The following is a 25,179-nucleotide window of genomic DNA, read 5'->3' as shown; positions in this document are numbered from 1 at the left end:
GAAGTACTGTTTACGTGAAAACTTACTCACACCGGACGAAAACGACTACATGGCGCAGGCTGCCGATGTGCGCTCGTTTTCTCTTGACGAAATCATTGACCTTATGATGCAAAAAGGTTCAACCCTGACCAAAGCGGACACAAAGGCGGTGCTGCAAGTGTACGGCGAAGTGGTTTCCGCCCTGATTGAAGACGGCTCTGCGGTAAACACGCCCCTTATGAACACGGCATTGAGCATTACCGGTACCTTTATCGGGGCGGCGGACAGCTTCGACAAAAAGCGCCACAGCATCAAACTCAACCTGACGCCCGGCATCCTGCTTAAAAATGCGCTTACAAAAATCAAATGCGAAAAGACGCAAAGTACCGACACCAACCCCTACATTACCGAAGTTACCGACATCGTATCGGGCAAGGTGAACGAGCTTCTGAGCGCAGGCGGCGTTGTGCAGCTGATAGGCGCAAGGTTAAAGTTCGACCCCAAAGACGCATCCCAAGGCATCTTCTTTGTACCCGAAGCGGGGGCCGAAGTAAGGGCTGCCGTCATCGCCGAAAATAAACCCGCCCGTCTTATGGCAATCATCCCTGCGGACTTAAAAGCCGGCAATTGGTACATCGAAGTGCGCACAAAGATAATCGGTTCGTCGCAAAAAAGCAAAAGCCTTAAAACGGGCAGATTCGATAAACCGCTTACCCGCACATAAGCTTTGACAAACCGCACAGCCTTCGCCGGTCAAAACACGGAACCTACGGCCGCCGTAGAGCATAACCTACGCCTGCCGTAGAGCATAACCTTCGTCGGTCGTAGTACCCAGTCTACGCTATACCCAAGTACAAGGTATCCTTCAGCGTAAACAGCGGCAAAGGCTTTCTTATTAATGCTTTCACTTCTTCAATGCTTAAACCTGCCGCTTAAGCAATATTTTCGATATCATATTCTGCTACTAACATATTACTTTTATAAAGCCTCAATTTCTTCTTTAGTAAGTTTTGTCATTTGCATAATAAAATCGGTTTCACAATGTGCCTCTTTCATCAGCTTTGCCGTTTCAAGTTTGTTCCGGTAAGAGCCTTGTTCAATGCCTCGCTCCATACCTTGTTCAATACCTTGTTCAATACCTTGTTCAATACCTTGTTCAATACCTTCCGCAAAGGCGGTTTCCCGTTCTTCTGCTCTTTGTACCGCAATATCGGTGTCATAATCATATTCGGCCAGTAACATATTGATTACCTCCTTAGTCTTGCGCTTTAGATATTCACGCAAAATATTATTTTGTATACATTCTTCAACGGCTTTTTGAAAGCCGTTTTGAGGATCTTCTTTTTTCCATCTCCGCACCGTTTCTACAAACACAGTGTATTCATACATCGTTTTGCAGTTTTCCAGTACCGGATGGCGATTTTGTTGGTTTATGTTTATCACCTTAACGGTCAACTCAAGATTAGGTTTTTCTGCTTTTTCTATAAAAGCTTCCGAAAGTTTTAGTGTTTTATCGGAAGGGTAAGACACCTCTCCATTGTAAAAAACATAGAACTCAGGGATTGGAATATGTAAGAGTTTACGGCTGTATTTTTCTTTTGATTCAAAGAGCTTTTCATAAAGGCGGCTGATATATTCAAGGCAGCGCAAAGGCATATTGGGGTTTATTGTTGATTGGTGTTCTGCAAGTACTATGATTTTATTATCTATAAGATAAGATACATCATTATAAAAAGTCATATAGAGAACTTGATCAAGTCTGATGTTTTTCAGCTGTTCTACAACCGTAAGTGAAGTTCCATGCAAAGCGTTATAAAGCGATAAAAAATTTTCTTTTGCCCGTTCATCTTCTGCGAAAAGGTCAACGAATACCGAATCTTTGTATTTTCTGTTTGCCGTACTCATGACTATGCCCTCTCATTGCGTATATTATAGCACAATTTCGGCAGATTTGTAAGATAATGTATATGCTTTTTTATTTAACCTCACAGAGATGTAAATCGATTTTTATATAAAGAGCACCGCCAAAAACTGCAAGCCTAGCGGCTTGTTCTATAAGGAAATTCATTAACTTGTCCGCTTTGCGGACTGCGAATCAGTTTTTTAGAGGCGCCTATTTTTATACTCGGCGACCATTTCGCCTATGCGGCGCAGGGCTTCTTTGATTTTTACAATGCTTGTTGCATAACAACAGCGGATAAAGCCTTCGCCGCCTGAGCCGAACACCGAGCCGGGAACAACGGCAACCCGATGTTTTTCTATCAATTCGGTTGCAAACTCTTCGGAAGTCAAGCCGCTGAAGCGGATATCGGGGAATATATAAAACGCGCCTTCCGGCTCTGCAACTTCCAAGCCCATATCGCAAAATGCCTTGTACATAAGGTTGCGCCGCTGGGCGTAGGATACGCGCATTTTTTCCACTTCGCCCATACCGGAACGAAGGCCTTCCAAAGCTCCGTACTGGCTCATAATCGGCGCGCAAATCGACGAATACTGGTGCAGCTTATGCACCTGCTCCATCAAGTCGGCCGGGCAGCAAATAAAACCGATGCGCCAGCCGGTCATCGCAAACGATTTTGAAAATCCGTTTAAGATAATACTGTACGGCTTCATGCCCGGAAAAGAGCCTATTGAACAGTGCTTGTGCTCGTCGTAAATCAATTCGCAGTATACTTCGTCCGACAATACCCATATTTGATGCTTTTGCACCAGGGCGGCGATTCTTTCCAGCTCTTCGCGCGGAATAACGCGGCCGGTCGGGTTGCTCGGCGAACAAATCATCAGCGCCTTTGTTTTAGGCGTTATCAGTTTTTCCACCGATTCGGCAGTCGGGCAAAAGCCGGTTACACTCGTGTCCAAGTGGACGAGCGTTACGCCGCACAGGGCCGCCAAAGGCTGATACGAAACATAGCAGGGCTCGCAAATAATAATTTCGTCGCCCGGATTTAAAACCGCACGCAATACCGCGTCTACGGCTTCGGATACGCCGACGGTAACAAGAATTTCGTTTGCGGGATTGTAGTGTAAATCGTATTTTGTAAGGTAGCCGGCAATCGCTTGGCGCAGTTCCTTTAAGCCCCAGTTCGACGTATAAGAGGTATGTCCCTGCTCCAAATGATAAAAAGCTTCTTCCCTGATAGTCCAAGGCGTGGCAAAGTCGGGTTCGCCGACACCCAAAGAAATAATATCGTCGCGGCCGATAATCAAGTCGAAAAACTTGCGTATACCCGACGGGGGAATATCCTTCATAAGGGAAGAAAAGCGGTCGCTTCTGGTGTTTTGTTCCATATTATGCGGTTACCCCTTCGCGGCCGTCCGTTTTTTCGCTCACGTATACAACGTCGTTTTCTTTATACGTTTTTAAAATAAAGTGCGTTTTGGTGCTGCGCACTCCTTCAATCGTGGACAGTTTGCGCGCAACAAAAAAGGCGACATCCTGTAAGCTTTCGCCTTCGATAACCACTTTTAAATCGTAGCCGCCGCTCATAAGGTACAGGGCGCGCACTTGCGGAAAGCGGTAAATGCGCTCGGCAAGAGCGTCGAAGCCGTGTTCGCGCTCCGGCGTAACCTGAATTTCTATTTCGGCGCGCACGGAAGCGCCTTCGCCGTTTATTTTTTCGGGGTTTACGATTGCGGCATATTTTAATATAACGCCCTCTTTTTCGAGGTTTTGTATAATCGCCCGAACCTCTTCAGGCGTTTTTTTTGTCATAACGGCGATGTCTTCAGCCGAAATGCGCGCATCGGCACGCAGTAAATTCAAGATTTCTTCCATACCGGAACAATACCGATTTTACCGACTTTTTGCAAGGGTGTAATAATAGCGAAGACATTTATACGCTTTGAATTTCGGTTAAAACACCGCCTAACATATTCGGCAAAACGGTATCGCGTATCCAAACCCTTGATGTTTTTCCTTTTTTTCGGTATAATGCATTTACTGTTTTTATACTGAAAATCATTGCAGATTCTGCAAAACTATAATTGAGAGGTACTAAAACTATGAGTTTTGATATTTCAAAGATGAGAAATATCGGTATCAGTGCCCATATTGACTCCGGAAAAACAACGCTTTCCGAGCGCATTCTTTTTTATTGCGAAAAGATTCACGCAATTCATGAAGTGCGCGGTAAGGACGGTGTCGGCGCCGTGATGGACAATATGGAATTGGAGCGCGAAAGAGGAATTACCATACAATCCGCTTCAACACAGGTTAACTGGAAAGATCACACTATTAACGTTATCGATACGCCCGGTCACGTTGACTTTACCGTTGAAGTAGAACGCTCATTGCGCGTTTTGGACGGAGCGATTTTGGTACTGTGTTCCGTCGGCGGCGTTCAATCACAGTCGATTACCGTTGACCGCCAGTTAAAACGCTACCATGTTCCGAGAATCGCCTTTGTAAACAAGTGCGACCGCACGGGAGCAAATCCTTTTAAAGTCCGTATGCAGTTGCGCGAAAAATTGGGCTTAAACGCATACATGATGGAAATCCCCATCGGTTTGGAAGACAAGCTTGAAGGCGTTGTAGACTTGGTAACTATGAAAGCCATCTACTTTGAAGGCGACAGCGGAACGGAATTACGCTATGCCGAAATTCCCGCACACTTGCAGGCGGATGCCGCAAAATACCGCGAAGAATTACTCGATGCCGTTTCAATGTTCGACGATGAACTGATGGAAGCTATGCTCGAAGGAGCCGAAACGCAGGAAATGATAGAACGCGCTATCCGTAAAGGAACCTTAAGCGAGCAGTTTGTCGGTGTTTTCCTCGGCTCTGCATATAAAAACAAGGGTATCCAGCCGCTTTTGGATGCGGTAATCAAATACCTTCCCAACCCCACCGAAGTAAAAAATACCGCCCTCGACTTAAACAATAACGAAGCGCCCGTCGAATTAAAAGCCGACGAAAAACTTCCCTGTGTTTCTTTGGGCTTTAAACTTGAAGACGGTCAATACGGACAGCTGACCTATGTCCGCATCTATCAGGGCTGCTTAAAAAAAGGCGACGAATTATTCAATACGCGCGCTCGTAAAAAATTCAAAGTAGGCCGTTTGGTACGTATGAACTCGTCCAGCATGGAAGACATCAACGAAGGAAGTCCCGGCGATATCGTCGCTCTGTTCGGTATAGACTGCGCTTCCGGCGACACCTTTTGTCATCCCAGCTTAAACTATGCAATGACATCGATGTTCGTTCCCGATCCGGTTATCTCGTTGGCAATTATGCCTAAGGATAAAAAATCGGCGGACCAAATGGCAAAAGCTTTAAACCGCTTTACAAAAGAAGACCCCACCTTCCAAACCTATGTGGATCCCGAATCGAACCAAACGATTATCAAGGGAATGGGAGAGCTTCACTTGGAAGTATACATCGAACGTATGCGCCGCGAATATAAGTGTGAAGTGGAAACGGGTATGCCGCAGGTTGCCTACCGCGAAACCATTACCCAACATGCGGATTTTAACTATACGCATAAAAAGCAAACCGGCGGTTCCGGACAATACGGCCGTGTTGCCGGCTTCCTCGAACCTTTGGAAGGAAAAGATTACGAATTCGTCGATGCCATTAAAGGCGGTGTTATTCCGAATGAATTTATTCCTTCGTGCGACAAAGGTTTTAAAGCTTCAATGACCAAGGGGTCGCTTATCGGCTTCCCGATTGTCGGTATTAAAGCCACCATTAACGACGGTCAATCTCACCCGGTAGACTCGTCGGATATCGCCTTCCAGCAGGCGGCTATCGGAGGTTTCCGCGAAGCATATTTAAAGGCAAAACCCGTTATTTTGGAACCGATTATGAAGGTTTCCATTGAAGGCCCGACGGAATTTCAGGGAAATATTTTCGCCGTTATCAATCAAAGACGCGGTATTATCATTTCATCTACCGAAGACGGCAATTTCAGCCGCGTAGACGCCGAAGTTCCTTTGAGCGAAATGTTCGGTTTTTCAACTGTTCTCCGCTCTCTTACTCAAGGCAAGGCCGAATTTTCGATGGAATTTGAAAAATACGGAAAAGTTCCGGCAAGTATCGCCGAAACGTTGATGAAAGAATACGAAGAAAAGCGTAAAAAGAAGGAGTAAGGCATGGTAAAACAAACTCTTATTGATCGCAGTCCCGTGCGTTTTTTTGATCAGGCGACAAACGGCGGATTAAAAGCCGGCGAAATGGGAATCCTTATTTCAAAAAAAGGTTTGGGAAAAACGGCGGTTCTTGTACAAATCGGTCTTGATATGCTTTTACAGGAAAAACAAGTCGTACATGTTTCTTTTAATCAACATACGAATGCGATTATAACCTGGTATGAAGATATTTTTTGGGAGATGTCAAAAAAGAAAAATTTGAGCAATCCCGAAGAAATAAAAAATGAATTGATCAGCAAACGGATTATTTTAAACTTTAACCAAAATACCGTTTCCGCCGGTCAAATTGTCAATACTTTAAAAGCGCTGCTTGCGGGAGGCATTCCGACCGCATGTTTAATTATCGACGGTTTGAATTTTTCCAAAGTGCAGCAAGACGATATTGCGACACTCAAAAATTATGCTGCCGAAGCGGGCTTTGTCATTTGGGCAACCTGTAACTGCGAAAACGAAGATCCCTGTACCGTTATGAACAAACAAACGGCCGAACAAATAAACACCATCGTGCATTTGGAACAAAAAAACGATGCTATCGATATGCAGGTTCTTAAAATGCATTGTACGCCTGTAAAGGGAATTAACTTAAAACTCGATACAAAAACCCTTTTAATGGTTGAAAAATAATCAACCCGTCGTAATATACGGTGCTTTTTTTACCAACGGGCTGTCCTAAAAGCATACGGCTTTAAGGCAGCCCGTTTTGTATCTGAGGAAAATACCGAAAAAAATCTTTCGGTATCCAATCGGTCTTTTTCGTTTTTTACGGTATAGCCGTAAAAGGAGATGTCGTGTCTTTAAATTATAAAGAAATAGATGCCGTACTGGCGGAACTCGATTTGAAAGACTCTTTTATACAAAGCATTGTACAGCCCGGATACGACAGTCTGGCCCTATACGTATATAAAAGCTCATATATACAGGCAAAGGCGCTGTATATTTGCCTCGCCGCGGGCGAATGCCGCATACACGAAACAAAGCGGCCGATTCCTAAAAACAAAACCCCGCTGCGATTTATGGAATTCTTAAAAAGCCGCATAAAGGGTGCAAAAATCCGCTGCTGCCGCCAAATTGGCGAAGAACGTATCGTTGAAATCGAATTGATTCAAGCTCAAACCCTCTATAAAATGTTTATCAGACTATGGAGCGGGGCGGCAAATATTGTCGTTACCGACGAACACTTACATATCTTAGACGTTTTTTACCGGAGGCCGAAACGCGGAGAAGTAAGCGGCGGAACGTTTGTCCTGCCCGAACAAAATTCCGTCCGTGCACAAAAAACGGGCACAGAGCCGGACAACAATTTTGAAAAAAAAGACTTTAAAAAACGTGATTTCACAGCGGAAGAATATGCCGTATGCTTTAAAGACATCGATACCGCATCTTTAAGTTTTAACGAACAACTCGATATCTGGTATGCCGAATACGGCAACACATCTTCGCGCACCCTGCTGTTGGCTCAAGCCGAAAAAGCTTATAATCAAAGAAGCGGCCGCATACAAAGCGCTCTTTTAAAACTCGAAGAAAAAAGACAAAGCTTTTTAAACGCCGACATATGGAAACATCAAGGCGACCTTATACTGGCAAATGCCCACACGGCGGAATCTTGCGGCGGTACAAAAAACCTTATGTGTATCGATTACAATACCGGAAAACCCGTATCGATACACATAGACCCGAAAAAAACGGCGGCCGAAAATGCCGCCTTTTATTACGAACAATATAAAAAAGCTCACAGCGGTTTAAAAGATTTGGAAAAAGACATTGCCGATTTAAAAGAAGAACTTAAATCGGTACATGCCGCATATAAGGCGATATGTGCCGAAGAAAATCCCATTCTTATCCGCCGTTTTTTACAAAAACAAAGTGCGGTTCAAAAAAGAAAAGAAAAAAAACATCCGGGATTAAGTTTTTCCCTCGGTGAATGGCACATCCTTGTGGGCAGAACCGCGGCCGAAAACGATGAGCTTTTACGCAATCATGTAAAGGGTCTTGACTGGTGGCTGCATACGCGCGATTATGCAGGCGGTTATGTGTTTATAAAAAACAGACGGGGTAAAACCGTGCCCTTGGATGTTCTTATCGATGCGGGTAATTTAGCCGTCTTTTACTCAAAGGCGCGTAAAGCAAAAACCGCCGATTTATACTATACGCAAGTAAAACACTTGCGCCGCGCAAAAAATGCGCCAAAGGGAACCGTTTTGCCCGCACATGAAAAAAATATTACCGTAACTCTTGATAATGAACGTATCCGTAAAATGGAGAAAATGAAAAATGATGACTGATATGACAACCGGAAACCCTGCAAAATTGATTACGCGCTTTGCCCTGCCCTTACTTTTGGGTAATGTCTTACAGCAAACCTACAACATTGTAGACAGCATCGTCGTCGGAAACTTTATCGGCGCCGAAGCCCTTGCCGCCGTAGGGAATTCGGGGATTGTAATCTTTTTGCTGGTATCCATGTTTGCGGGAGTCGGTATGGGAGCCGTCATCCTCGTTTCCCAATTTTTCGGTTCAAAACAACACGAAAAACTGCGCACGGCAATCGATACGATTTATATCGGTATGTTAGCAGCTTCCATACTCATAACGGCGGCAGGCATTGCAACCGCACGTCCTTTTTTACGCTTTATGCATACGCCCGAAGGTCCCACAATGGAAATGTCGGCAACCTACATACGGACACTGCTTTTAGGTACCGCCCTTTCTTTCGGATACAATATAAACGGTGCAATTTTACAAGGCATAGGCGACAGTAAATCGTCTTTATTGTTTTTAAGTATTGCAACCCTTGTAAACATTGTCCTTGACTTACTCTTTGTCGCCGTTTTTGATATGGGTGTATTCGGCGTTGCCTTGGCAACCGTGATTGCACAGGGTGTTTCGTTTGTATTCGGCGTATGGTATATAAACCGTAAAATTAAAATATTCCGTCTTTTTTCGCGCCGTATGCGTTTTGACTACAGAATTTTCATGCAAAGTTTTCAAATCGGTCTTCCGGCAGGCATACAAAACGTATTGTTTTGTGTAGGTACTATTGTACTCCAGCGTTTGGTAAACGGCTACGGCCCCGCTTTTATGGCAGGATACAGCGCAACCAATAAAATCGATATGTTTGTTTTTATGCCGATTGTAAGCTTTGCAAATGCAGTTACCACTTATGTCGGGCAAAATATCGGGGCAAAAAATCTGGGCAGGGTAAAGGAGGGCGTACGCAGTACGATTGTCATTTCCGTCGGCATATCGATCGTTATGAGTATCTTTGTAACGCTTTTCGGCCGCCATCTGCTTATGGCGTTTACCCAAGACACCGATGTACTCAAAACGGGAGAAGAATTTATAAAACGTCTTATGCCGGGTTATTTTTTGCTGGCAATTATTTTTACGCTCAATTCGGCTGTGCGCGGTGCGGGCGAATCGATTATTCCTATGCTTTCTTCGCTTATATCGCTTTTGGTTGCCCGCATTCCCCTTGCCTATTTATTCGATTATTTCGGCGGCCGTTACAATATGTTTTGGTGCTACGGCGCGGGCTGGCTTGTAGGCACCCTCATTATCGGTCCCTATTATTTAAGCGGACGCTGGAAAAGAAAAGCCTTTAGGTTTGTAGAAGAAAGCGCAAAAACCTGATACAAAAAGATGTAACGGACCGTACGCTCATTTTATAAACTGCGTATCAGTTCCCGATAAAAGCGGATACCGCGTTCAAAATTTGCAATTTCAATGTGTTCGTTTATGCCGTGGACGCTGTCGCGCTGTGCCTTGTTCATTTCAAAGGGGCTGAAGCGGTAGACGGCAGGGCATATTTTGCAGTAATGGCGCGCGTCGCTTGCCGCAAGCATAATATAGGGAACGGCAGGCGTATCCGGAAACTCTTTTCCCAAGGCATTGCATAAAAGGTTCCAGCCGCGGTTTAATTCCGATTCGGCCGACGCTTTATGGCCGCGTATCAATTCCGCCTTGATACCGAAACGCTTTGCACGCTTTTGTAAAGCGGCTAAAACACCCTCAACGGTATCGCCGCCTGCAATACGTAAGTTTGCCGTAAAAAAAGCGCGGCCGGGTAAAACGTTTACGGCATCGGAGCCTTGGGCCATTGTAAAAGCGCAGCTTGTTTGCACAAGGGCGCGCGCAGAACCGCCGGAAGCTTTAAATACAGTCCGTATAAGCGGGGCAAAAAAACGCGGAAAGCGGAATAACAAACTTAACGGAAAACTCATGCGGCGCGACAATGCACATAACATGCGGCACAAAGCGGAACTTACACGCGCTTTAAAAGGAGGGCGCTTTTCAACGGAGGCGGCAAAAGCGCCGAGCCTTCCTAAAGGGCTTTTAAAAGGCGGCGTGCTTGCGTGGCCTCCCGTACTTTCGGCGCAAAAGCGTATGTCGGCGACACCTTTTTCGGTAATGCCTATCATAGCCGCTTTGCCTGTCATAAGCGGAAGGGGTTTTTCGACTACGGCGCCGCCTTCATCCAACACAAAAAGCGGCTTCACTCCCCTCTTTTCCAATTCGGCAACAATGGCCGCCGCTCCCCAGCCCATCGTTTCTTCATTATGTGAAAAACACAGGTATATATCTACAGCCGGAATAAAACCTTCGGCTTCCAAACTTTCGCATGCTTCCATAATTGCACATAAACTGCCCGTATCGTCAAGGGCGCCGCGCCCCCATATACAGCCTTCGGCAATAATGCCGCCGAAGGGTTCGTACTTCCATCCCGTATGCGGGGCCGGTACCACATCCTGATGGGCGGCAAGTACGATTGCGGACGAAGCATCTTGTCCTTTTCGATGCAGTATAAGCGGATAGCGGCCGACTTTTATACGCTCGTAGGCTTTAAACACTGCAGGATAGAGGCGTTTCAGTTCGGCATGCAGGGCGTCAAAAACGTCGCTTTTTATGTCGGCTTTTTGAGTGTCCCGGTCAATCGGTAAAGACAGGGAGGGAATACGCAGCAAAGTCGCCAATCGTTCGGCAGGAGAAGCGGGTTTTGTGCTCTTTACGCTTTTTGTGTCTTTGATGTCTTTTGTGCTTTTTGGGGCGCTTGTTTTAGGTGCGGCAGGGGCGTTTTTTTCTTTTTTTACTGATTCCATAATCTTTCCTCTTTACACCAAATTACGCTTATACAAAAAGCGGGCGCCGGCAACGGTTACCGCTACCGATACGGGAATCAAAGCGCCGGAAATCGTTTGTGCAACATTAACGGGCAAACTTACATAGAGGACAAGCACAAAAACAAGCGGCAAAACGGAGATTTTCCAATTTTGAGAAATAAATGTGTAGCCTAAAGCGCCGAAAAGGGCAGGAATGACGTTTGCAAAGGCGGGCGCCAAAACGGGAGAAGATAAAAGCGGGGTAAGGGGCACAAGCAGTAAAACTCCCGCACATAAAAGGGCTGTGGTTACGAGGGTGGATACGGCAACCGACAGGGTCGATAAAATCTCGCCTTCGGCACTGCCCGATTCAAAACCCGCGCTTTCAAGGGCGTTTAAAGCACAGGGAATTTTTAAGTTCGTAAGGTTGCCTGTAATAAAGGCCAAATACGAGGACGAGGGGCCTAAGATGGGGCCGAAGGTAAGCGCTTCAATAATGCCTATCGGAATATATATAATACCGACTTTAAGAATACCGGCTGCAACGAGTTTTCCGCTCGGCCACACCCCCAAGTATGCGCATACGGCGGCAGGCACCGCGCAAATAATCAGCAAAGAAAGGGCCGTCCACAAGCGGCCGAAAAAATGTACGTCATAATTATGTTGTTTCATACATATACCTTTATAGAGTTAAAAACCGCTTACGAAGCAAAGACGGCACATATCATACCTGCAATCATACTTAAAGGCAGGGCAAAACCTTCAAGATTTTTAAGACGGTATTTTTTTACCGCAAAAGTGCATAATCCCATAACGAGGGCGGATATAATCATAACCGAAAGTGAAATCAAGCCGGTGCGCGGGTTGACGCGCAAAGCGATAACCGGATTACCCAAAAAGGTACAAATCATACCCATAAACAAGGATGCGACGACAAGTTTTCCCCAGCGATTGTCTTTTTGCCTCATGTTTTGTAAGCCGCGGCTGTAGCGCTTGAGAAAAAATAAATTAAACATAGGGCCGGAAATAATGCATAGGGTCATAACGACGATAATCGAAACGAACACTTGCGGCGTAAGCAGGTTTAAAAGCAGGGCTTCAATTCCGGCGGCGGAAGCTGCGGCGTTTGCGGCAATCAATTCATATTGAACGGCGCCTATAACCGAAAGACGTATCCACGAAAGCGGAACGCCCAAACCGCCGGCCATTGTAATAAGACCGAGTAAAATCGCCGTGGACGGAATAAGGGTAAAAACCGCGCTCGAACGTATAACCGCGCGTATCGTTTTTTTATCGATGCCCGCCGCAACAGCCGCACGGTATGAGCGCACTGCGAACACGACGGATATCAACACGATAAACAAGGTTATTACCGTACCGACGGCATACATAAAGGCGGAGTTCGCGGCTTGTTCCGCAGTTATCGCCGAAAAATCGTTCATACATCCTCCTGAAAAGCAATAAAAAAGGCTGCCGAAAACATAAGAAAAGCGGATTCATTTAAGATATCGGCTTAATCTTAAGCTGCGGCGGCCTTTATAAGCAAACTCAATACAAGAGCTTATGCTAAAATCAAACGTAAAACAAAGACAACAAAGAGCACCCATGTAAGAACGGGAATGGACTTAGCCTTACCCGTTGCGGTTTTCATAACTACATAGGTAATGATTCCCCATACGATACCCTCGGCAATCGAATAGGCAAAGGGCATCATCACAATCGTAATAAATGCGGACAAACCTTCGCTTACATTGTTAAAATCGATAGCGGTTACCGATTTAAGCATTAAAAAGCCGACGATAATAAGGGCGGGAGCCGTTGCTGCGGCGGGAACAAGCAAAAAGAGAGGACTTAAAAATAAAGCCAACAAAAACAGTACGCCCGTAGTTAAAGCGGTTGCTCCGGTGCGGCCGCCTGCGGCGACACCGGCCGTACTTTCAACATAACTGGTAACGGTGGATGTGCCCAAACAGGCGCCCGCAACGGTACCGATAGCGTCTGAAAGCAAAGCTTGTTTTACACGGGGTACGTTTCCGTTTGAATCGGTTAAATGAGCTTCCGAAGCTACACCGACAAGGGTGCCTACCGTATCGAAAATATCCACAAACAAAAAGGTAAAGAAAACCGCAAAAAATTCAAAGCTGAATATATTCGAAAAATCAAATTGAAATAAAAGCGGAGAGGCGGGAACGCTGACGGGACTCCAATCTTGGGGAATAAGCGTAACTTTAAAGGGCAGTCCTATGATTGTTGTAATCAAAATACCGATAAGAATCGAACCCGGTACTTTTAAAGCAAATAACACGGCGGTAATTGCAAGTCCTATCATAGCAACCACGGCGGACCCCTGCGTTAAGTTGCCCAAACCCACTAAGGTAGCATCGTTGTTTACGATGATACCCGCATTTTGAAAACCGATAAAACAAATAAACAAACCGATACCGGCGGCCACCGCTTTTTTAAGATTTGAGGGAATCGCTTTTATAATCGATTCGCGGACATTAAAAAACGATAAAATAATAAATAAAATACCTTCCAAAAAAACAGCGGTTAAAGCCGTTTGCCAAGATATTCCCATGCCGATAACAACCGTAAAAGTAAAAAAGGCATTTAAGCCCATACCGGGAGCCAAGGCAATCGGCAAATTAGCCGTAAAAGCCATTACCAGCGTTGCGACGGCGGCAGCCAAAGCCGTAGCCGTAAATACCGCAGAAGCATTCATACCCGTATTGGCGAGCATACCGGGATTTACCGCCAAAATATATGCCATTGCCAAAAATGTTGTAAGACCGGCTACAATTTCACGGCGAAGGTTCGTTCCCCGCTCCTTCATTTTAAAGAATTTTTCCATTTGCACCCTCCGAACTCAACACGGAGCTGCAAACATCCCCGTATTAAGAATAAAAAAATATGTTACATAATAGCACAAATAAAAAAAACGGACAAGTAACAAAAGATTTTTCCGGAACGGAAAAAATCGGCCTTGACGGAAAAGCTTACATATTGATACACTTACAATGGCTAATAGGATAAAGCGTTTGAAGAGGGAGGCGGTATTTTAGGGTTCCGGTGCCGCTTATAAGGACAAACCTGTTTTGAGGAAAAATATGCGTAAAAATGTATTACTGATAGTGCTTGTTTTTTGTTCCTTTGCTTATGTATACTCTTTTACAAAAATAGTACTCGGCGAAGAAGACGAATCGATTCTTTATTACAATGACAATGAACTTTATTTTGTACTGCCGTATTTAAAAGAGTATGTAAAACTTGACCGGCGTATGCTTGCAGTTGACAACGACGGGTTTTTGAAATTTACATATAAAAACAAAAAACTTTTAATAATAGACGGTGAAAAAAAACAACAATTTTTTTCCTCTTTCCAGCATGACGGTGAAAATACATATTCTGACGATGAGGACGGTTTTCATAATTACAACTTAAAAAACATACAAGCATCGTCTTCTTTTTCCGAAATCATCAAAGGTAAAAAAATAAATTATACCCCCGATAATTTATTCAAATGTTTTTATATAGGCTGTAAGTGCCATCCGTATTGGTGGAACAGTTCGCATATTCCTTGGGTTGAAGGTGCTCCCGGAAACGGTATAGGAGAAAGCGTAACTATCGAATTTAAGACTCGGATCCACGGGATTTCTATTCTCAACGGCTATACGGACATAAATAATATGAAGCTGTATAAAGAAAATTCCCGTGCAAAGCGGCTTAAAATTGAAGATCTGGATAACGGAACGGAATTCTTTGCCGATTTTGAAGATAAGGTTTATTTTAACTTTATAGATTTTCCCCAAAGCACACAAAGAATAAAAATAACCATAGCGGAAGTCTATAAGGGCACAAAATATACGGATACCTGTATTTCGGCAATTATAGAAGAAGAAGGAGAAAAAACGGAAGAGTCTTTCGATAGGAATGCGTATTTTGCAAAGCAACTTGCCGGATATATAAGCGAATCCGTACCGAAAGATGCCGACACTGTTTTAAGCAAATATTTTTCAGGCGCAAATTTATTCGGCTTTTAATTTAATCGCTGCGGAACCTCATCGTTCCATCGGTTTTAAATCTCGATATCAATGGCATATTTTTTTCCCGCACATAAACATATACAACAATGACAGAGGTGTAAGTTGACAAAAAAAACAGACTGTTTACCGAAAAAATATGTTACTCCGGTTTTTGTCCCTTATCATGGGCTGTTCAAAAGCGCCGGTTTTCGGACAGCCGATATTTTGATATGTTATTCACTCGGATATGTTTGCCGTTTATTCTCCAAGGTGTAATCACTATTTAAACAAATAGCGGAGCATACTCACCGTGCGCCGTTCAGCATTTGATTAAGCCAATGCAGCTGTTTCCCTATACCGCCCAATTCGGTCAAAGGGGTTTTGCACTTTTTAAGCGCAGGCTTTACATATTCAAAATGTTTTTTTCCGGCAAGTATGATAAACTCGTCTTTGTCTATGTCGGTCTTTTGTTTTAATGCTTCAAGAACCTCTTGAGCCCATTTTTTTCTGTCGGCGGCAGGCACGGTTTTAATCCCCTGTAACCGCAAAAGTCTCAAAAAATCAAGAGTTTTGCGGTTATAACCATAAAAACTTCTATATTTTAAATACTTTTGCGATTACACCTGAAAAAAAACACATTATTTATGCACAATTTGCGGTTGTAACCGCAATCAGCGCACATCCTCCGTAACGGCGCCTATTTCATTCAGTATTTTTACAAGTTCGTCTTTTTTTAAGCCCGATACCTTTACCGTACAGCGCCGGTGCTTTACGTCTTCGCCTTCGGCGGTTACTAAAGAAACGATATTGCCGTTTAAGTCGGCGATAGCCTTTGCAAGGCGCGCAATTTGCCCGGGTTTTTCATCCAGCGAAAAGACGGCGCGCACTCCCTGATGACGGGCGCCGAACATATCGATAAAGCTTCTGAATAAATCTTTTTCGGTTATAATGCCTACAAGCAAATCGCCGCGCATAACCGGAAGGCAAGTAATATCGCGATCGGCCATAATACGGGCGGCTTCTTCGACAACCTCCGTTTCCTGAACGATGGCTACATCCTTTTCCATAATTTTTTTAACGGTCAGCTTGGACAACAAATAACTGATTTCATACATATCCAAGGTTGTAGCGGAAGAAGGATCGGCTTTTAACAAATCCTTTTTTGTAACAATTCCTACAAGGTTATCGTTTTTATCCAAAACGGGAAATTTGCTCACCCCCTCCTTAGTCATAAGCGCTTTTACGTCGTTTACCGACATATCGGGATTTACACAAACGGGATTTTTAGTCATAACATCAGCGACAATCATACTGCCTCCTCAGCCCCTATAACTTGAAAAAGATAAGATATATATTACAGTATTACAGAGCCTATCCCAATATCCTGCAAATTTCAATCAAAAGTAACAAAAGTTTCTCCCTTCATTTCAATATTTTCATCAATTTCAACAATCTTTCCGTAAAAGTTGATTCTTGTGAATCGTTCTCCGGGTACTGCAGGAAAGCCTAAAACCACAGTATAGGGCACACTGGAAGAAAATTGATGCGGTAAAGTATTGGCAACCTCCACAACATGCCCCAAATCCAAGGTCATCAGGGTTCCGGCTTTTACATATTTGAAAATAATAGGATGTACCGTCGTTGTATCATTCTCCAAAGTTATATTATAAAAATCATAAGTTTTTGACGCCTTTATTTTTTGAGGCTGCATAAAAAAAATAACAAATTTTTTATCACTCCCTCGAAGTGTATAATATTGGTCTTGAGAGAGAACAAAGACTGCCCTTTCATATTGAATATCCGATATTTTTACCATTCCATCCAATTCAGGAACTTCTACAGAGCGTTCCTTAGGCAATGCGGTAGGAATACTGGCACATCCTTGCAAGATCAAAAAAAACAGTCCTGCACAAAATAAAAAACTCTTTTTTCTCATACATTCTCCTCCAAGTAAAAAATTTACTCATATTAAATATATACGATAAAATAACGGCTGTCAATGTATTCGAAAACCGTATTCATTTACACTGTTAGCCGCCCAAATATGCTTTTTTTACACTTTCATCCTTTATCAATTCGGAACCGCTCGCCGTTTTTACAACGGAACCCGTTTCAAGAATATACGCCCTGTCGGCAATATTTAAAGCTTTAAAAGCGTTTTGTTCAACCAATAAAATTGTCGTACCCTCGTCGTTTATTTCCTGTATAATCGAAAATATTTCATCTACCAATATCGGCGCCAAACCCATCGACGGTTCGTCGAGCAAAAGCAGTTTCGGGCGCGACATAAGGGCTCTTCCCATCGCAAGCATTTGCTGTTCTCCGCCGGAAAGGGTGCCGCCTATTTGACGCGCTCTTTCTTTTAAGCGCGGAAACAGGGTAAATACTTTTTCCATATCCTTTTTTATTTCGCTGCGGTCTTTGCGCGTAAAAGCGCCCAGCTCAAGGTTTTCGACTACGCTCATGTTTGCAAAAACCCTGCGGCCTTCCGGCACTTGAATAAGACCGGTTCTTACAATCGCGTCGGGGGCAAGATGGGTTATATCCTGACCTTCGAAAAACACGCTGCCGTCGGTTTTTTTTACGATGTTCGACAGGGCATGAAGAGTGGTTGTTTTTCCGGCACCGTTGGAACCGATAAGCGAAATAATTTCGCCCTGATTTACCTCAAAGGCAATGCCGTGCAAAGCTTTTATGGCGCCGTAATGTACGGTTAAATCTTTTACTTTAAGCATGTACGGCCTCCCCGCCCAAATAGGCTTTAATAACCGCAGGATTTTTTTGAATGGCTTCGGGTTCTCCTTCGGCAATAATACGTCCGTAATCGAGTACGATAAGGCGTTTGCAAATTCCCATAACAAGGTTCATATCGTGTTCTATCAATAAAATCGTCACTTCGAATTCTTTGCGGATAAAGGCAATCAAATCCATAAGTTCCGCCGTTTCCTGCGGGTTCATGCCCGCCGCAGGTTCGTCCAAAAGCAAAAGCTGCGGTTTTGCGGCGAGGGCGCGGCATATTTCCAATTTGCGCTGTTCGCCGTAGGGAAGATTTTTTGCCAGTTCATCTTTTTTTTCGGCTATTTTAAAAAGATGCAAAAGGTCGGCGGTTTTTTCCCTCATACGCTGTTCGTCTTTATAAAAGCGCCGCGTACGCAGTACCACGTCAAAGGGATTTACTTTACGTCTGCCGTGCAAAGCGATAAGAACGTTTTCTTCCGCGCTCAAATTGCCGAACAAGCGGATATTTTGAAAGGTGCGCGAAATGCCGATACGGTTTAACTTATCGCTTGAAAGTTTTTCGACGCTGTGAACTTTGCGTTTTTTATCCCAAAAATCTATACTGCCTTCCGTCGGCGTATAAATGCCCGAAAGCATATTAAACACGGTTGTTTTTCCGGCACCGTTCGGCCCGATTAAACCGATAAGCTCGCCCTTATTTATAAAGCATGAAAAATTGCTTACCGCACGCAGGCCGCCGAATACAATGGAAATATCGTTTACCTGCATTAAAAGCGTTTTATTTTCCATCGCCGTTCTCCTTTTTTACGCCCCCCTTTATAAGGCGGCACAAGGGGCAATGTGCTTTTTTTTCGGCCGGCGAAGACGCCATTCCGCTTCCGGCAGAACAACTTTTGCCGCAACGGATACGCTTTAACGCACACGCACTGAGGTTGTCCCACAATTTAACAAAGGATAATTCTTTCATGCCTAAAAGGCCTTGAGGGCGGAACAGCATAACGAAAATCAAAATCAAAGGATAAATCAATAAGCGGAAATCTTTTAAAAAGCGCAGGAATTCCTGCAAAAAGGTCAGCACAAAGGAGGCTATAATCGAACCGGTAACGGAACCCATACCGCCGAGTACGACAAAAATCAAATAATCAATGCTGCGGTTAAAGGATGCGAGGTCGGGTTTTATAAAGCCGATAAAGGGGGCATACAGGGCGCCTCCGATACCGGCGACAAAGGAAGCGATAACAAAGCCGGTCATCTTATAGCGGAACACGCCGACACCGCTTGAAGCAGCCGCAATTTCGTCTTCGCGCACCGCTAAAATCGCACGCCCGTAGGTTGAACGCAAAAAATTTTGCAAAAGTGTAATAATTATAATCAAAGCGCCTATAATGATAAGCCAGGATAAAAGCGGTGTAAGCGATAAAATAACGGCGGCGGGCGCGGTAAAACGTTTTCCGTTTGCACCGCCGGTGATGTTTTTAAAATTAATTAAAAATACGCGAATAATTTCACCGAAGCCGAGCGTTACAATTGCAAGATAGTCGCCGGTAAGCTTTAAAGTCGGAAAGCCGATTAAAAAGCCGGCAAAGGCGGTTATCACACCTGCGGCCAAAATGCTTGCGGGAAGCGGAACGCCCAAATTTTCGGTTAAAATAATCGTCGAATATGCGCCGATAGCCATAAAACCCGCCTGTCCCAGCGAAAGTTGACCGGTAATACCGCAAATAATATTGACGCTTACGGCCATAATCGCATTAATACCGCCGAGCGTAATTATCTGTGCCGTATAGTCGTCGATAACCGACAAATGTATTAAAAGTGCGGGCAGTAAAAAAAGAACAAGGGCAAAGCCCGCAGGTACGGCCGTGTTTTTAAAAGAATATGTACCTTTTATCATAACTATACCTTTTCGCGTTTTGTGCTGCCCATAATACCGGCAGGTTTAACAAGCAAAATAACGATTAAAATTGCAAAGGATATGGCATCTGCAAATTGCGAAGATAAAAACCCTTTGGTAAAGGTTTCGGCAATGCCTAAAATATAACCGCCGAGCATAGCGCCCGGAACGGAGCCTATACCGCCCAAAACGGCGGCGACAAAGGCTTTTAAGCCGGGCATTGTTCCCATAACGGGATCCACTTGCGGATAGGCCGTCGCATACAAAATGCCGCCGGCGGCGGCAAGAACCGCACCCAGCGCAAAGGTAAAAGCAATGGTTTTATTTACGGAAATACCCATAAGGCTTGCCGCCTGCATATCGAAAGAAACGGCCCGCATCGCCTTACCGGTTTTTGTTTTATTGATGATATAATTCAACACAATCATAAAAAATGCGGATAAAATAATAACAATCAAATCTATATTCGATACGGAAACAGAGGCTATATCCACGTTAAAAGTTTCGGGAGTAGGATATTGACGCGGGTCCGGGCCGATAAAGGGAAGGACGCGCGCACCGTTTTGCAAAATAAGCGAAACGGCAATGGCGGTAATCAGCGAATTAAGACGCGGAGCCGTCCTTAAGGGACGGTAAGCAAAGCGTTCTATTAAAACTGCAAGTACGGCACACATCAGCATGGAAAAAACAAAGGCTGCCGCCAAAGCCGGCGGATTCGTTCCCCATGAGCTGAGAACAAAAAAACCGCAGTAGGCTCCGACCATGAGAATATCGCCGTGAGCGAAATTGATAAGCTTTACGATGCCGTATACCATGGTATAACCTAAGGCGATTAGAGCATACATACTGCCGAGGGACAAGCCGTTTACAAGCTGCCGGACAATCATATTGCCGATTTCCATGGGCACTCCTTTTACCACACTAAACCTGTTCGACACCGAAGTTATCGAACAAGGGCTATTATATATAAAAAAAGATTATGCGTAAATAGTCCGCACCTGCAATACCTGCGGAATATTACTAAAGACTGTAAAACGACACAAGCGGCCGCCGCTTAGGACAACCGCTTGTATAAAACCCGACTGAGTATTCACTCGGTAAAAACCCGATTTGGGGCAGATTATTACGGATTAACCGTTGTTTTGTATACCGGAGTTAATTTTCCGTCTTTTTTGACGATTTCCATCATAACCGCCGATTTTACGGGGTTGCGTTTTGCATCGAAGGTTAAATTACCGGTAACATAGGTGCCGTTTGTTTTTGCAAGCGCATCTCGTATTGCAGCCGTGTTAGCCGAAGCACCGGCTTTTTCAATCGCATCTTTTAAAAGATACACGCAGTCGTAAGCCAAGGCCGCAAAAGAAACGGGAGTTGAATTGTACATTTTTGTGTACGAATCGACAAACTTCTTTACGCGCGGTTCGGTGGAATCGGCCGCATAGTGGTCGGAATAAAACCCTTTTAACACTTCATCGCCGGCCTTATCGACAAGACCGCCCCATCCGTCGCCGCCGACAATTTCGGTATTGATTCCCTGAGCGCGCAGCTGTTTTGCGATAAGGGCGACAACACCGTAATAATCGGGTAAGTATACGACATCGGGATTTGCACTTTTAATTTTGGTTAATTGTGCATTAAAGTTTTTATCGCCCGTACTGTAAGATTCGGCTGCAACTACGGAACCGCCGGATTTTTCGAAAGCGATTTTAAAGTTTTCGTACAAGCCCACCGAATAGTCGTTTGCCACGTCATACAAAACGGCGGCGCGTTTTTTACCCAAGGTTTCCGCAGTGAATTTACCGCCGACGGTTCCCTGAAACGGATCGATAAAACAAGCACGGAATACATAATCGCCGGCATCGGTTATACTCGTCATAGTGGCGGCAGGTGCAAGCAAAACCACCTTTTGCGCTTGTGCCAAAGAAGTAATGGCCGCAGTTGCACCGGATGTAAGAGAACCGATTATAATTTTTACGCCGTTTTTTGTAGTCAGCTTCTTATATACGTTAACCGTTTTTTCCGGATTTCCTTCATCGTCTTCGGAAATAAGGACAACCTGTTTTCCCGCAATACCTCCGGCAGCATTTATTTCCGAAATCGCAAGCTCAACACCGTTACGCGCTTCAGTACCGTACACGGCAACCGGCCCGGAAAGAGGAAAAATACCGCCGATTGCAATCGTATCCGATTTCTTTTTTTTGAAACTGCTGAACAAAAGAATAAGAGCAACTAAAGACACAAAGGTCACAAATGTTTTAAATTTTTTCATAAAAACACCTCCGCTTTTAACATTGGGAATATTATACAGAGAAAAAAAAAGCGTGTCTATAGTTTTACTAAAGTTTTTTAATAATACTGAAAACGCAAAAATAAAAAAGGTTGTCCGAAAATCATCATCGGACAACCCCTATGAGCTTGCAGATTAAAAACCTGTAACATAGGCCGCGCAAGCGCAGACAGTTTAAGCAAGCGCAGCGCAGACAGTTTAAGCAAGCGCAGATTTACCGTTTTTAATGGCGGCGTTGCAAAATTTACACACGGAGGTTTTTTGACCTTCGATTTCATGTTCATACAGAACTTTTATATTTTCTTTTTTACAACGGCCGCAAGTTCCGCGTCCGTGATTGACCAAATTACGAATACCTTTTCCGCGATGTGATTTTGACATATCTTCTCCTATAAAAACCCGAACCGCCTATGCGGCCGGATTCAACGAATTACTCCGAAGCTTTATCGGTTTCGGCTGCGGCCGGTTTTTCGGCGGGTTTTTGAGCCGCCTTAGGCTTTGATTCGGTTTCAGCCTTTTTGCTTTTTTCCGTTTTTGCTTTTTTATCGGCAGCGGTTTTGTCTTTTGATTTAGGCTCGGCTTTTTTGGATTTATCGTCTTTTTTAGCCTTGTCGTCTTTTTTAGCGCCTTTGGAAGAGCTGTCCAACTTATAATCGACCAACTCCAAAATAACCAAATCGGCCGCATCGCCTTGTCGGAAACCCAACTTTAAGATGCGGGTATAACCGCCCTTACGGTCTTTCATACGCGGACCGATATCGGTAAACAATTTCGCCAAGATTATCTCATCGGCAATAAAACGGGAAGCTTGACGGCGGTTATGAACGCTGTCAACCTTGCTTCTGGTAATAAGTTTTTCCGCAGCTTTTCGCACTTCAAGCGCTTTAGCTTTGGTAGTGGTAATTCTTTCATACCTAAATAAGGATGTTACCATATTCCGCGACATTGCACGGCGATGAGCCGAGGTGCGCGAAAGAGGATTAAAACCGTTTTTATGATTCATCTGAGTCTTCCTTTTTTTTCGTTAAATTTACCGCATTTTTCAGATGACTGTAATCCGTCATACCGAGATTAAGATTCCACTCAAGCAGTTTATCCTTGATTTCGGATAAACTCTTTTTACCGAAATTACGGGTTTTAGCAATATCATCTTCCGTTTTTTTAGTCAATTCGCCTATTGTATGAATATTCGCATTTTTCAAACAATTCGAAGAACGTACGGACAACTCCAATTCCTCGACGGGCGTGTTTAAAAGCTGTTTGATTCTTTCATCGCCCTCATCGATTTCATCGCCGCGGCCGATTTCGCTGTCGTTAAAATTGATAAAAATCGAAAAATGATCTTTTGCAATTTTTGCAGCTTCCGCTAACGCATCTTCCGGAGCGACGCTGCCGTCCGTCCAGATCTCCATAATCAGCTTATCATAATCGTTGCGCTGTCCGACGCGGCAGGGTTCTATTGAATATTTTACCTTTGCTATGGGCGTAAATATTGCATCCATAGGAATGGTTCCTACAACTTCAATATAGCGTTCGTTTTCTTCGGCGGGTACATAGCCGCGTCCCAAATCAACTTGAATTTCAAACTCAAGATGTGCATTTTCCATCATTGTGAAAATATGCATGTCTTTGGACATAATTTCCAACTGAGGAGCGCGTTCGAACATATCGCTCGATATTTTACCGGCACCCTTAAATTCGAATAAAAATGTTTCCTGTTCGCTGTCGCCGTCAAGCTTTAAACGGATCTGTTTCATATTATTCAATACTTCCAGCGCATCTTCAACTACATCGGGGATGCTTTCAAATTCACTGGAAATAACGTGGGGAACGCCGTCGGCATCATAGGATGTGATACGAACCGAGGTAATCGCATATCCTTGTATGCTCGAAAGCAATACCCGGCGCAGTGTGTTTCCGACCGTGGTACCGAAACCGGGCTCAAAAGGATATGCGGTAAATTTGCCGTAGTTCGGATTCGTTTCAATATGTTCAAATGTAATCCCTTTCGGTGTTTTAAATCCCTGCAACAGATTTTTACGGGCCATCGGGACTCCTTATCATTTCGAATAAAGCTCGATTACAGGCCGCTTTAGAAGCAACCTATCATATCGGCTCGATGCAGGTAAGTATTTTACCGCATCGACATTAATAGCAAACCGAAATCTTTTCGGAAAAACTTTCGAAAAGACGTTTCGGTTTTCCGACATGCAAAACAAGCACCCCCGGCGGGTTTTACATACGGCGTGTTTTGCGAGGCCGGCATCCGTTGTGAGGAATCGGCGTAACGTCACTGATAGACTTTACTTTCAAACCGAGTGCCCCCAAAGAACGAACGGCAGATTCCCTGCCTACGCCCGGACCTTTTACAAAAACATGAACTTCGCGTAAGCCGTAACTGACAGCTTTTTGTACGGCCGTTTCGGCTACGGATTGTGCCGCAAAGGGTGTAGATTTTTTTGCACCGCGAAAGCCCAATCCGCCGGAAGAAGCCCATGAAAGAGCGTTTCCTTTTAAATCGGTAATGGTGATGATTGTGTTGTTAAACGTCGCTTGAATATACACATTACCTTCATATACTGTCTTTTTTTCTTTCCGCTTTTTTACGGTAGCCATCTAGTTTGCCTCCACCTTATTTCTTCTTGCCTGCAACGGTCTTTTTCTTACCTTTGCGGGTACGTGCATTTGTGCGGGTGCGCTGTCCGCGGACAGGCAGTCCCTTTCTGTGCCGGAGGCCCCGGTAACAACCGATATCCATAAGACGCTTTATATTTAATCCGATTTCGGAGCGAAGACGTCCTTCAACCTTATACTCATTGTCGATCAAAGAGCGTAAAGCCGCAACTTCTTCTTGAGAAAGATCGTTCATCTTACGCATCGGATCTATTTTCGTCTTCTCGCAAATTTCAGCGGCAGAAGAACGTCCGATTCCGTAAATATAGGTCAATGCGATATTGACATGTTTATTAGGGAGGTCAACTCCCGCAATTCGAGCCATTCAATTACTCCTTAAGC

27 protein-coding genes are annotated in these 25,179 nt (G+C 44.3%); 6 read left to right on the top strand and 21 right to left on the bottom strand.

The features are described 5' to 3' along the window. On the top strand, positions 1-703 hold a 703-nt coding region (locus H0R92_RS05670; RefSeq protein ID WP_432961980.1), incomplete at its 5' end, for a DNA-binding domain-containing protein. 254 nt (positions 704-957) lie between these two features. Here the strand turns inward: H0R92_RS05670 and H0R92_RS05665 are convergent. From H0R92_RS05665 to H0R92_RS05650, 4 genes are all read right to left on the bottom strand, one after another. Then, complete coding sequence (locus H0R92_RS05665; RefSeq protein ID WP_432961978.1) at positions 958-1,884, bottom strand: Rpn family recombination-promoting nuclease/putative transposase; 927 nt, start codon at positions 1,882-1,884, stop codon at positions 958-960. Between the two features lie 198 nt (positions 1,885-2,082). Then, complete coding sequence (locus tag H0R92_RS05660; protein ID WP_432961976.1) at positions 2,083-3,267, bottom strand: pyridoxal phosphate-dependent aminotransferase; 1,185 nt, start codon at positions 3,265-3,267, stop codon at positions 2,083-2,085. A gap of 1 nt (position 3,268) precedes the next feature. Continuing rightward, positions 3,269-3,754, bottom strand: coding sequence for an Lrp/AsnC family transcriptional regulator (locus H0R92_RS05655; protein WP_428770598.1), 486 nt, complete (start codon positions 3,752-3,754; stop codon positions 3,269-3,271). A gap of 58 nt (positions 3,755-3,812) precedes the next feature. Continuing rightward, positions 3,813-3,941, bottom strand: coding sequence for a hypothetical protein (locus tag H0R92_RS05650; RefSeq protein ID WP_432961974.1), 129 nt, complete (start codon positions 3,939-3,941; stop codon positions 3,813-3,815). 40 nt (positions 3,942-3,981) lie between these two features. Between H0R92_RS05650 and fusA the strand changes: the two genes are divergently transcribed. The 4 genes from fusA to H0R92_RS05630 all read left to right on the top strand — a co-directional run bounded on the left by fusA (position 3,982) and on the right by H0R92_RS05630 (position 9,756). After that, positions 3,982-6,066, top strand: a complete 2,085-nt coding sequence (fusA, locus tag H0R92_RS05645) for an elongation factor G (protein WP_432961972.1) — start codon at positions 3,982-3,984, stop codon at positions 6,064-6,066. Positions 6,067-6,069: 3 nt separating this feature from the next. Next, a complete protein-coding gene (locus tag H0R92_RS05640; RefSeq protein WP_432961970.1) occupies positions 6,070-6,750 on the top strand; it encodes a hypothetical protein in 681 nt (226 codons plus the stop codon). Between the two features lie 164 nt (positions 6,751-6,914). Next, positions 6,915-8,408, top strand: coding sequence for an NFACT RNA binding domain-containing protein (locus H0R92_RS05635; RefSeq protein ID WP_432961968.1), 1,494 nt, complete (start codon positions 6,915-6,917; stop codon positions 8,406-8,408). Further along, positions 8,398-9,756, top strand: a complete 1,359-nt coding sequence (locus tag H0R92_RS05630) for an MATE family efflux transporter (protein ID WP_432961966.1) — start codon at positions 8,398-8,400, stop codon at positions 9,754-9,756. The genes H0R92_RS05635 and H0R92_RS05630 overlap by 11 nt, the downstream gene beginning before the upstream one ends. A gap of 32 nt (positions 9,757-9,788) precedes the next feature. Here H0R92_RS05630 and H0R92_RS05625 read toward each other — a convergent pair whose 3' ends face one another. The 4 genes from H0R92_RS05625 to H0R92_RS05610 all read right to left on the bottom strand — a co-directional run bounded on the left by H0R92_RS05625 (position 9,789) and on the right by H0R92_RS05610 (position 14,073). Continuing rightward, complete coding sequence (locus H0R92_RS05625; protein WP_432961964.1) at positions 9,789-11,222, bottom strand: M20/M25/M40 family metallo-hydrolase; 1,434 nt, start codon at positions 11,220-11,222, stop codon at positions 9,789-9,791. Between the two features lie 12 nt (positions 11,223-11,234). After that, positions 11,235-11,894, bottom strand: a complete 660-nt coding sequence (locus H0R92_RS05620) for a hypothetical protein (protein ID WP_432961962.1) — start codon at positions 11,892-11,894, stop codon at positions 11,235-11,237. 29 nt (positions 11,895-11,923) lie between these two features. After that, positions 11,924-12,664: a DUF5058 family protein gene (locus H0R92_RS05615; RefSeq protein ID WP_432961960.1), complete on the bottom strand. Its 741-nt coding sequence runs from the start codon at positions 12,662-12,664 to the stop codon at positions 11,924-11,926. A gap of 119 nt (positions 12,665-12,783) precedes the next feature. After that, positions 12,784-14,073, bottom strand: a complete 1,290-nt coding sequence (locus H0R92_RS05610) for an NCS2 family permease (RefSeq protein ID WP_432961958.1) — start codon at positions 14,071-14,073, stop codon at positions 12,784-12,786. A gap of 256 nt (positions 14,074-14,329) precedes the next feature. Between H0R92_RS05610 and H0R92_RS05605 the strand changes: the two genes are divergently transcribed. Then, positions 14,330-15,262, top strand: a complete 933-nt coding sequence (locus H0R92_RS05605; RefSeq protein ID WP_432961957.1) for an NADase-type glycan-binding domain-containing protein — start codon at positions 14,330-14,332, stop codon at positions 15,260-15,262. 287 nt (positions 15,263-15,549) lie between these two features. Here the strand turns inward: H0R92_RS05605 and H0R92_RS05600 are convergent, their stop codons facing one another. The 13 genes from H0R92_RS05600 to rpsM all read right to left on the bottom strand — a co-directional run bounded on the left by H0R92_RS05600 (position 15,550) and on the right by rpsM (position 25,162). Further along, the gene (locus tag H0R92_RS05600) at positions 15,550-15,801 is read right to left on the bottom strand and encodes a DUF6884 domain-containing protein (protein WP_432961956.1); all 252 of its coding nucleotides are present in this window, start codon (positions 15,799-15,801) and stop codon (positions 15,550-15,552) included. A 114-nt stretch (positions 15,802-15,915) separates the two neighbouring features. Continuing rightward, positions 15,916-16,554 (bottom strand): CBS domain-containing protein, encoded by a 639-nt coding sequence (locus H0R92_RS05595; protein ID WP_432961954.1) that lies wholly within the window; start codon positions 16,552-16,554, stop codon positions 15,916-15,918. Positions 16,555-16,637: 83 nt separating this feature from the next. Further along, entirely contained in the window at positions 16,638-17,180 is a 543-nt protein-coding gene (locus tag H0R92_RS05590; protein WP_432961952.1) for a hypothetical protein, read from the bottom strand. Between the two features lie 94 nt (positions 17,181-17,274). Further along, complete coding sequence (locus H0R92_RS05585) at positions 17,275-17,979, bottom strand: ABC transporter ATP-binding protein (RefSeq protein ID WP_432961950.1); 705 nt, start codon at positions 17,977-17,979, stop codon at positions 17,275-17,277. Beyond that, complete coding sequence (locus H0R92_RS05580) at positions 17,972-18,772, bottom strand: ABC transporter ATP-binding protein (RefSeq protein ID WP_432961948.1); 801 nt, start codon at positions 18,770-18,772, stop codon at positions 17,972-17,974. Before H0R92_RS05580 ends, H0R92_RS05585 begins: the two co-directional genes overlap by 8 nt. Then, positions 18,762-19,877, bottom strand: a complete 1,116-nt coding sequence (locus tag H0R92_RS05575; protein WP_432961946.1) for a branched-chain amino acid ABC transporter permease — start codon at positions 19,875-19,877, stop codon at positions 18,762-18,764. Before H0R92_RS05575 ends, H0R92_RS05580 begins: the two co-directional genes overlap by 11 nt. Positions 19,878-19,879: 2 nt before the next feature. Beyond that, positions 19,880-20,779, bottom strand: a complete 900-nt coding sequence (locus tag H0R92_RS05570; protein ID WP_432961944.1) for a branched-chain amino acid ABC transporter permease — start codon at positions 20,777-20,779, stop codon at positions 19,880-19,882. Positions 20,780-21,000: 221 nt separating this feature from the next. After that, positions 21,001-22,146 (bottom strand): ABC transporter substrate-binding protein, encoded by a 1,146-nt coding sequence (locus H0R92_RS05565; protein ID WP_432961942.1) that lies wholly within the window; start codon positions 22,144-22,146, stop codon positions 21,001-21,003. Positions 22,147-22,362: 216 nt separating this feature from the next. After that, positions 22,363-22,545 (bottom strand): hypothetical protein, encoded by a 183-nt coding sequence (locus H0R92_RS05560; protein ID WP_432961940.1) that lies wholly within the window; start codon positions 22,543-22,545, stop codon positions 22,363-22,365. Between the two features lie 49 nt (positions 22,546-22,594). Beyond that, complete coding sequence (gene rplQ / locus H0R92_RS05555; RefSeq protein WP_432961938.1) at positions 22,595-23,167, bottom strand: 50S ribosomal protein L17; 573 nt, start codon at positions 23,165-23,167, stop codon at positions 22,595-22,597. Beyond that, entirely contained in the window at positions 23,157-24,212 is a 1,056-nt protein-coding gene (locus tag H0R92_RS05550) for a DNA-directed RNA polymerase subunit alpha (protein ID WP_432961936.1), read from the bottom strand. Before H0R92_RS05550 ends, rplQ begins: the two co-directional genes overlap by 11 nt. A 187-nt stretch (positions 24,213-24,399) precedes the next feature. Further along, positions 24,400-24,780: a 30S ribosomal protein S11 gene (gene rpsK, locus H0R92_RS05545; RefSeq protein ID WP_432961934.1), complete on the bottom strand. Its 381-nt coding sequence runs from the start codon at positions 24,778-24,780 to the stop codon at positions 24,400-24,402. Positions 24,781-24,796: 16 nt separating this feature from the next. After that, complete coding sequence (rpsM, locus tag H0R92_RS05540) at positions 24,797-25,162, bottom strand: 30S ribosomal protein S13 (RefSeq protein ID WP_432961932.1); 366 nt, start codon at positions 25,160-25,162, stop codon at positions 24,797-24,799. Between the last annotated feature and the right edge of the window lie 17 nt (positions 25,163-25,179).

This window comes from Treponema sp. OMZ 840 (assembly GCF_050937815.1).
Lineage (GTDB): Bacteria > Spirochaetota > Spirochaetia > Treponematales > Treponemataceae > Treponema_C.
This window is presented reverse-complemented; position numbering and strand designations above follow the sequence as displayed.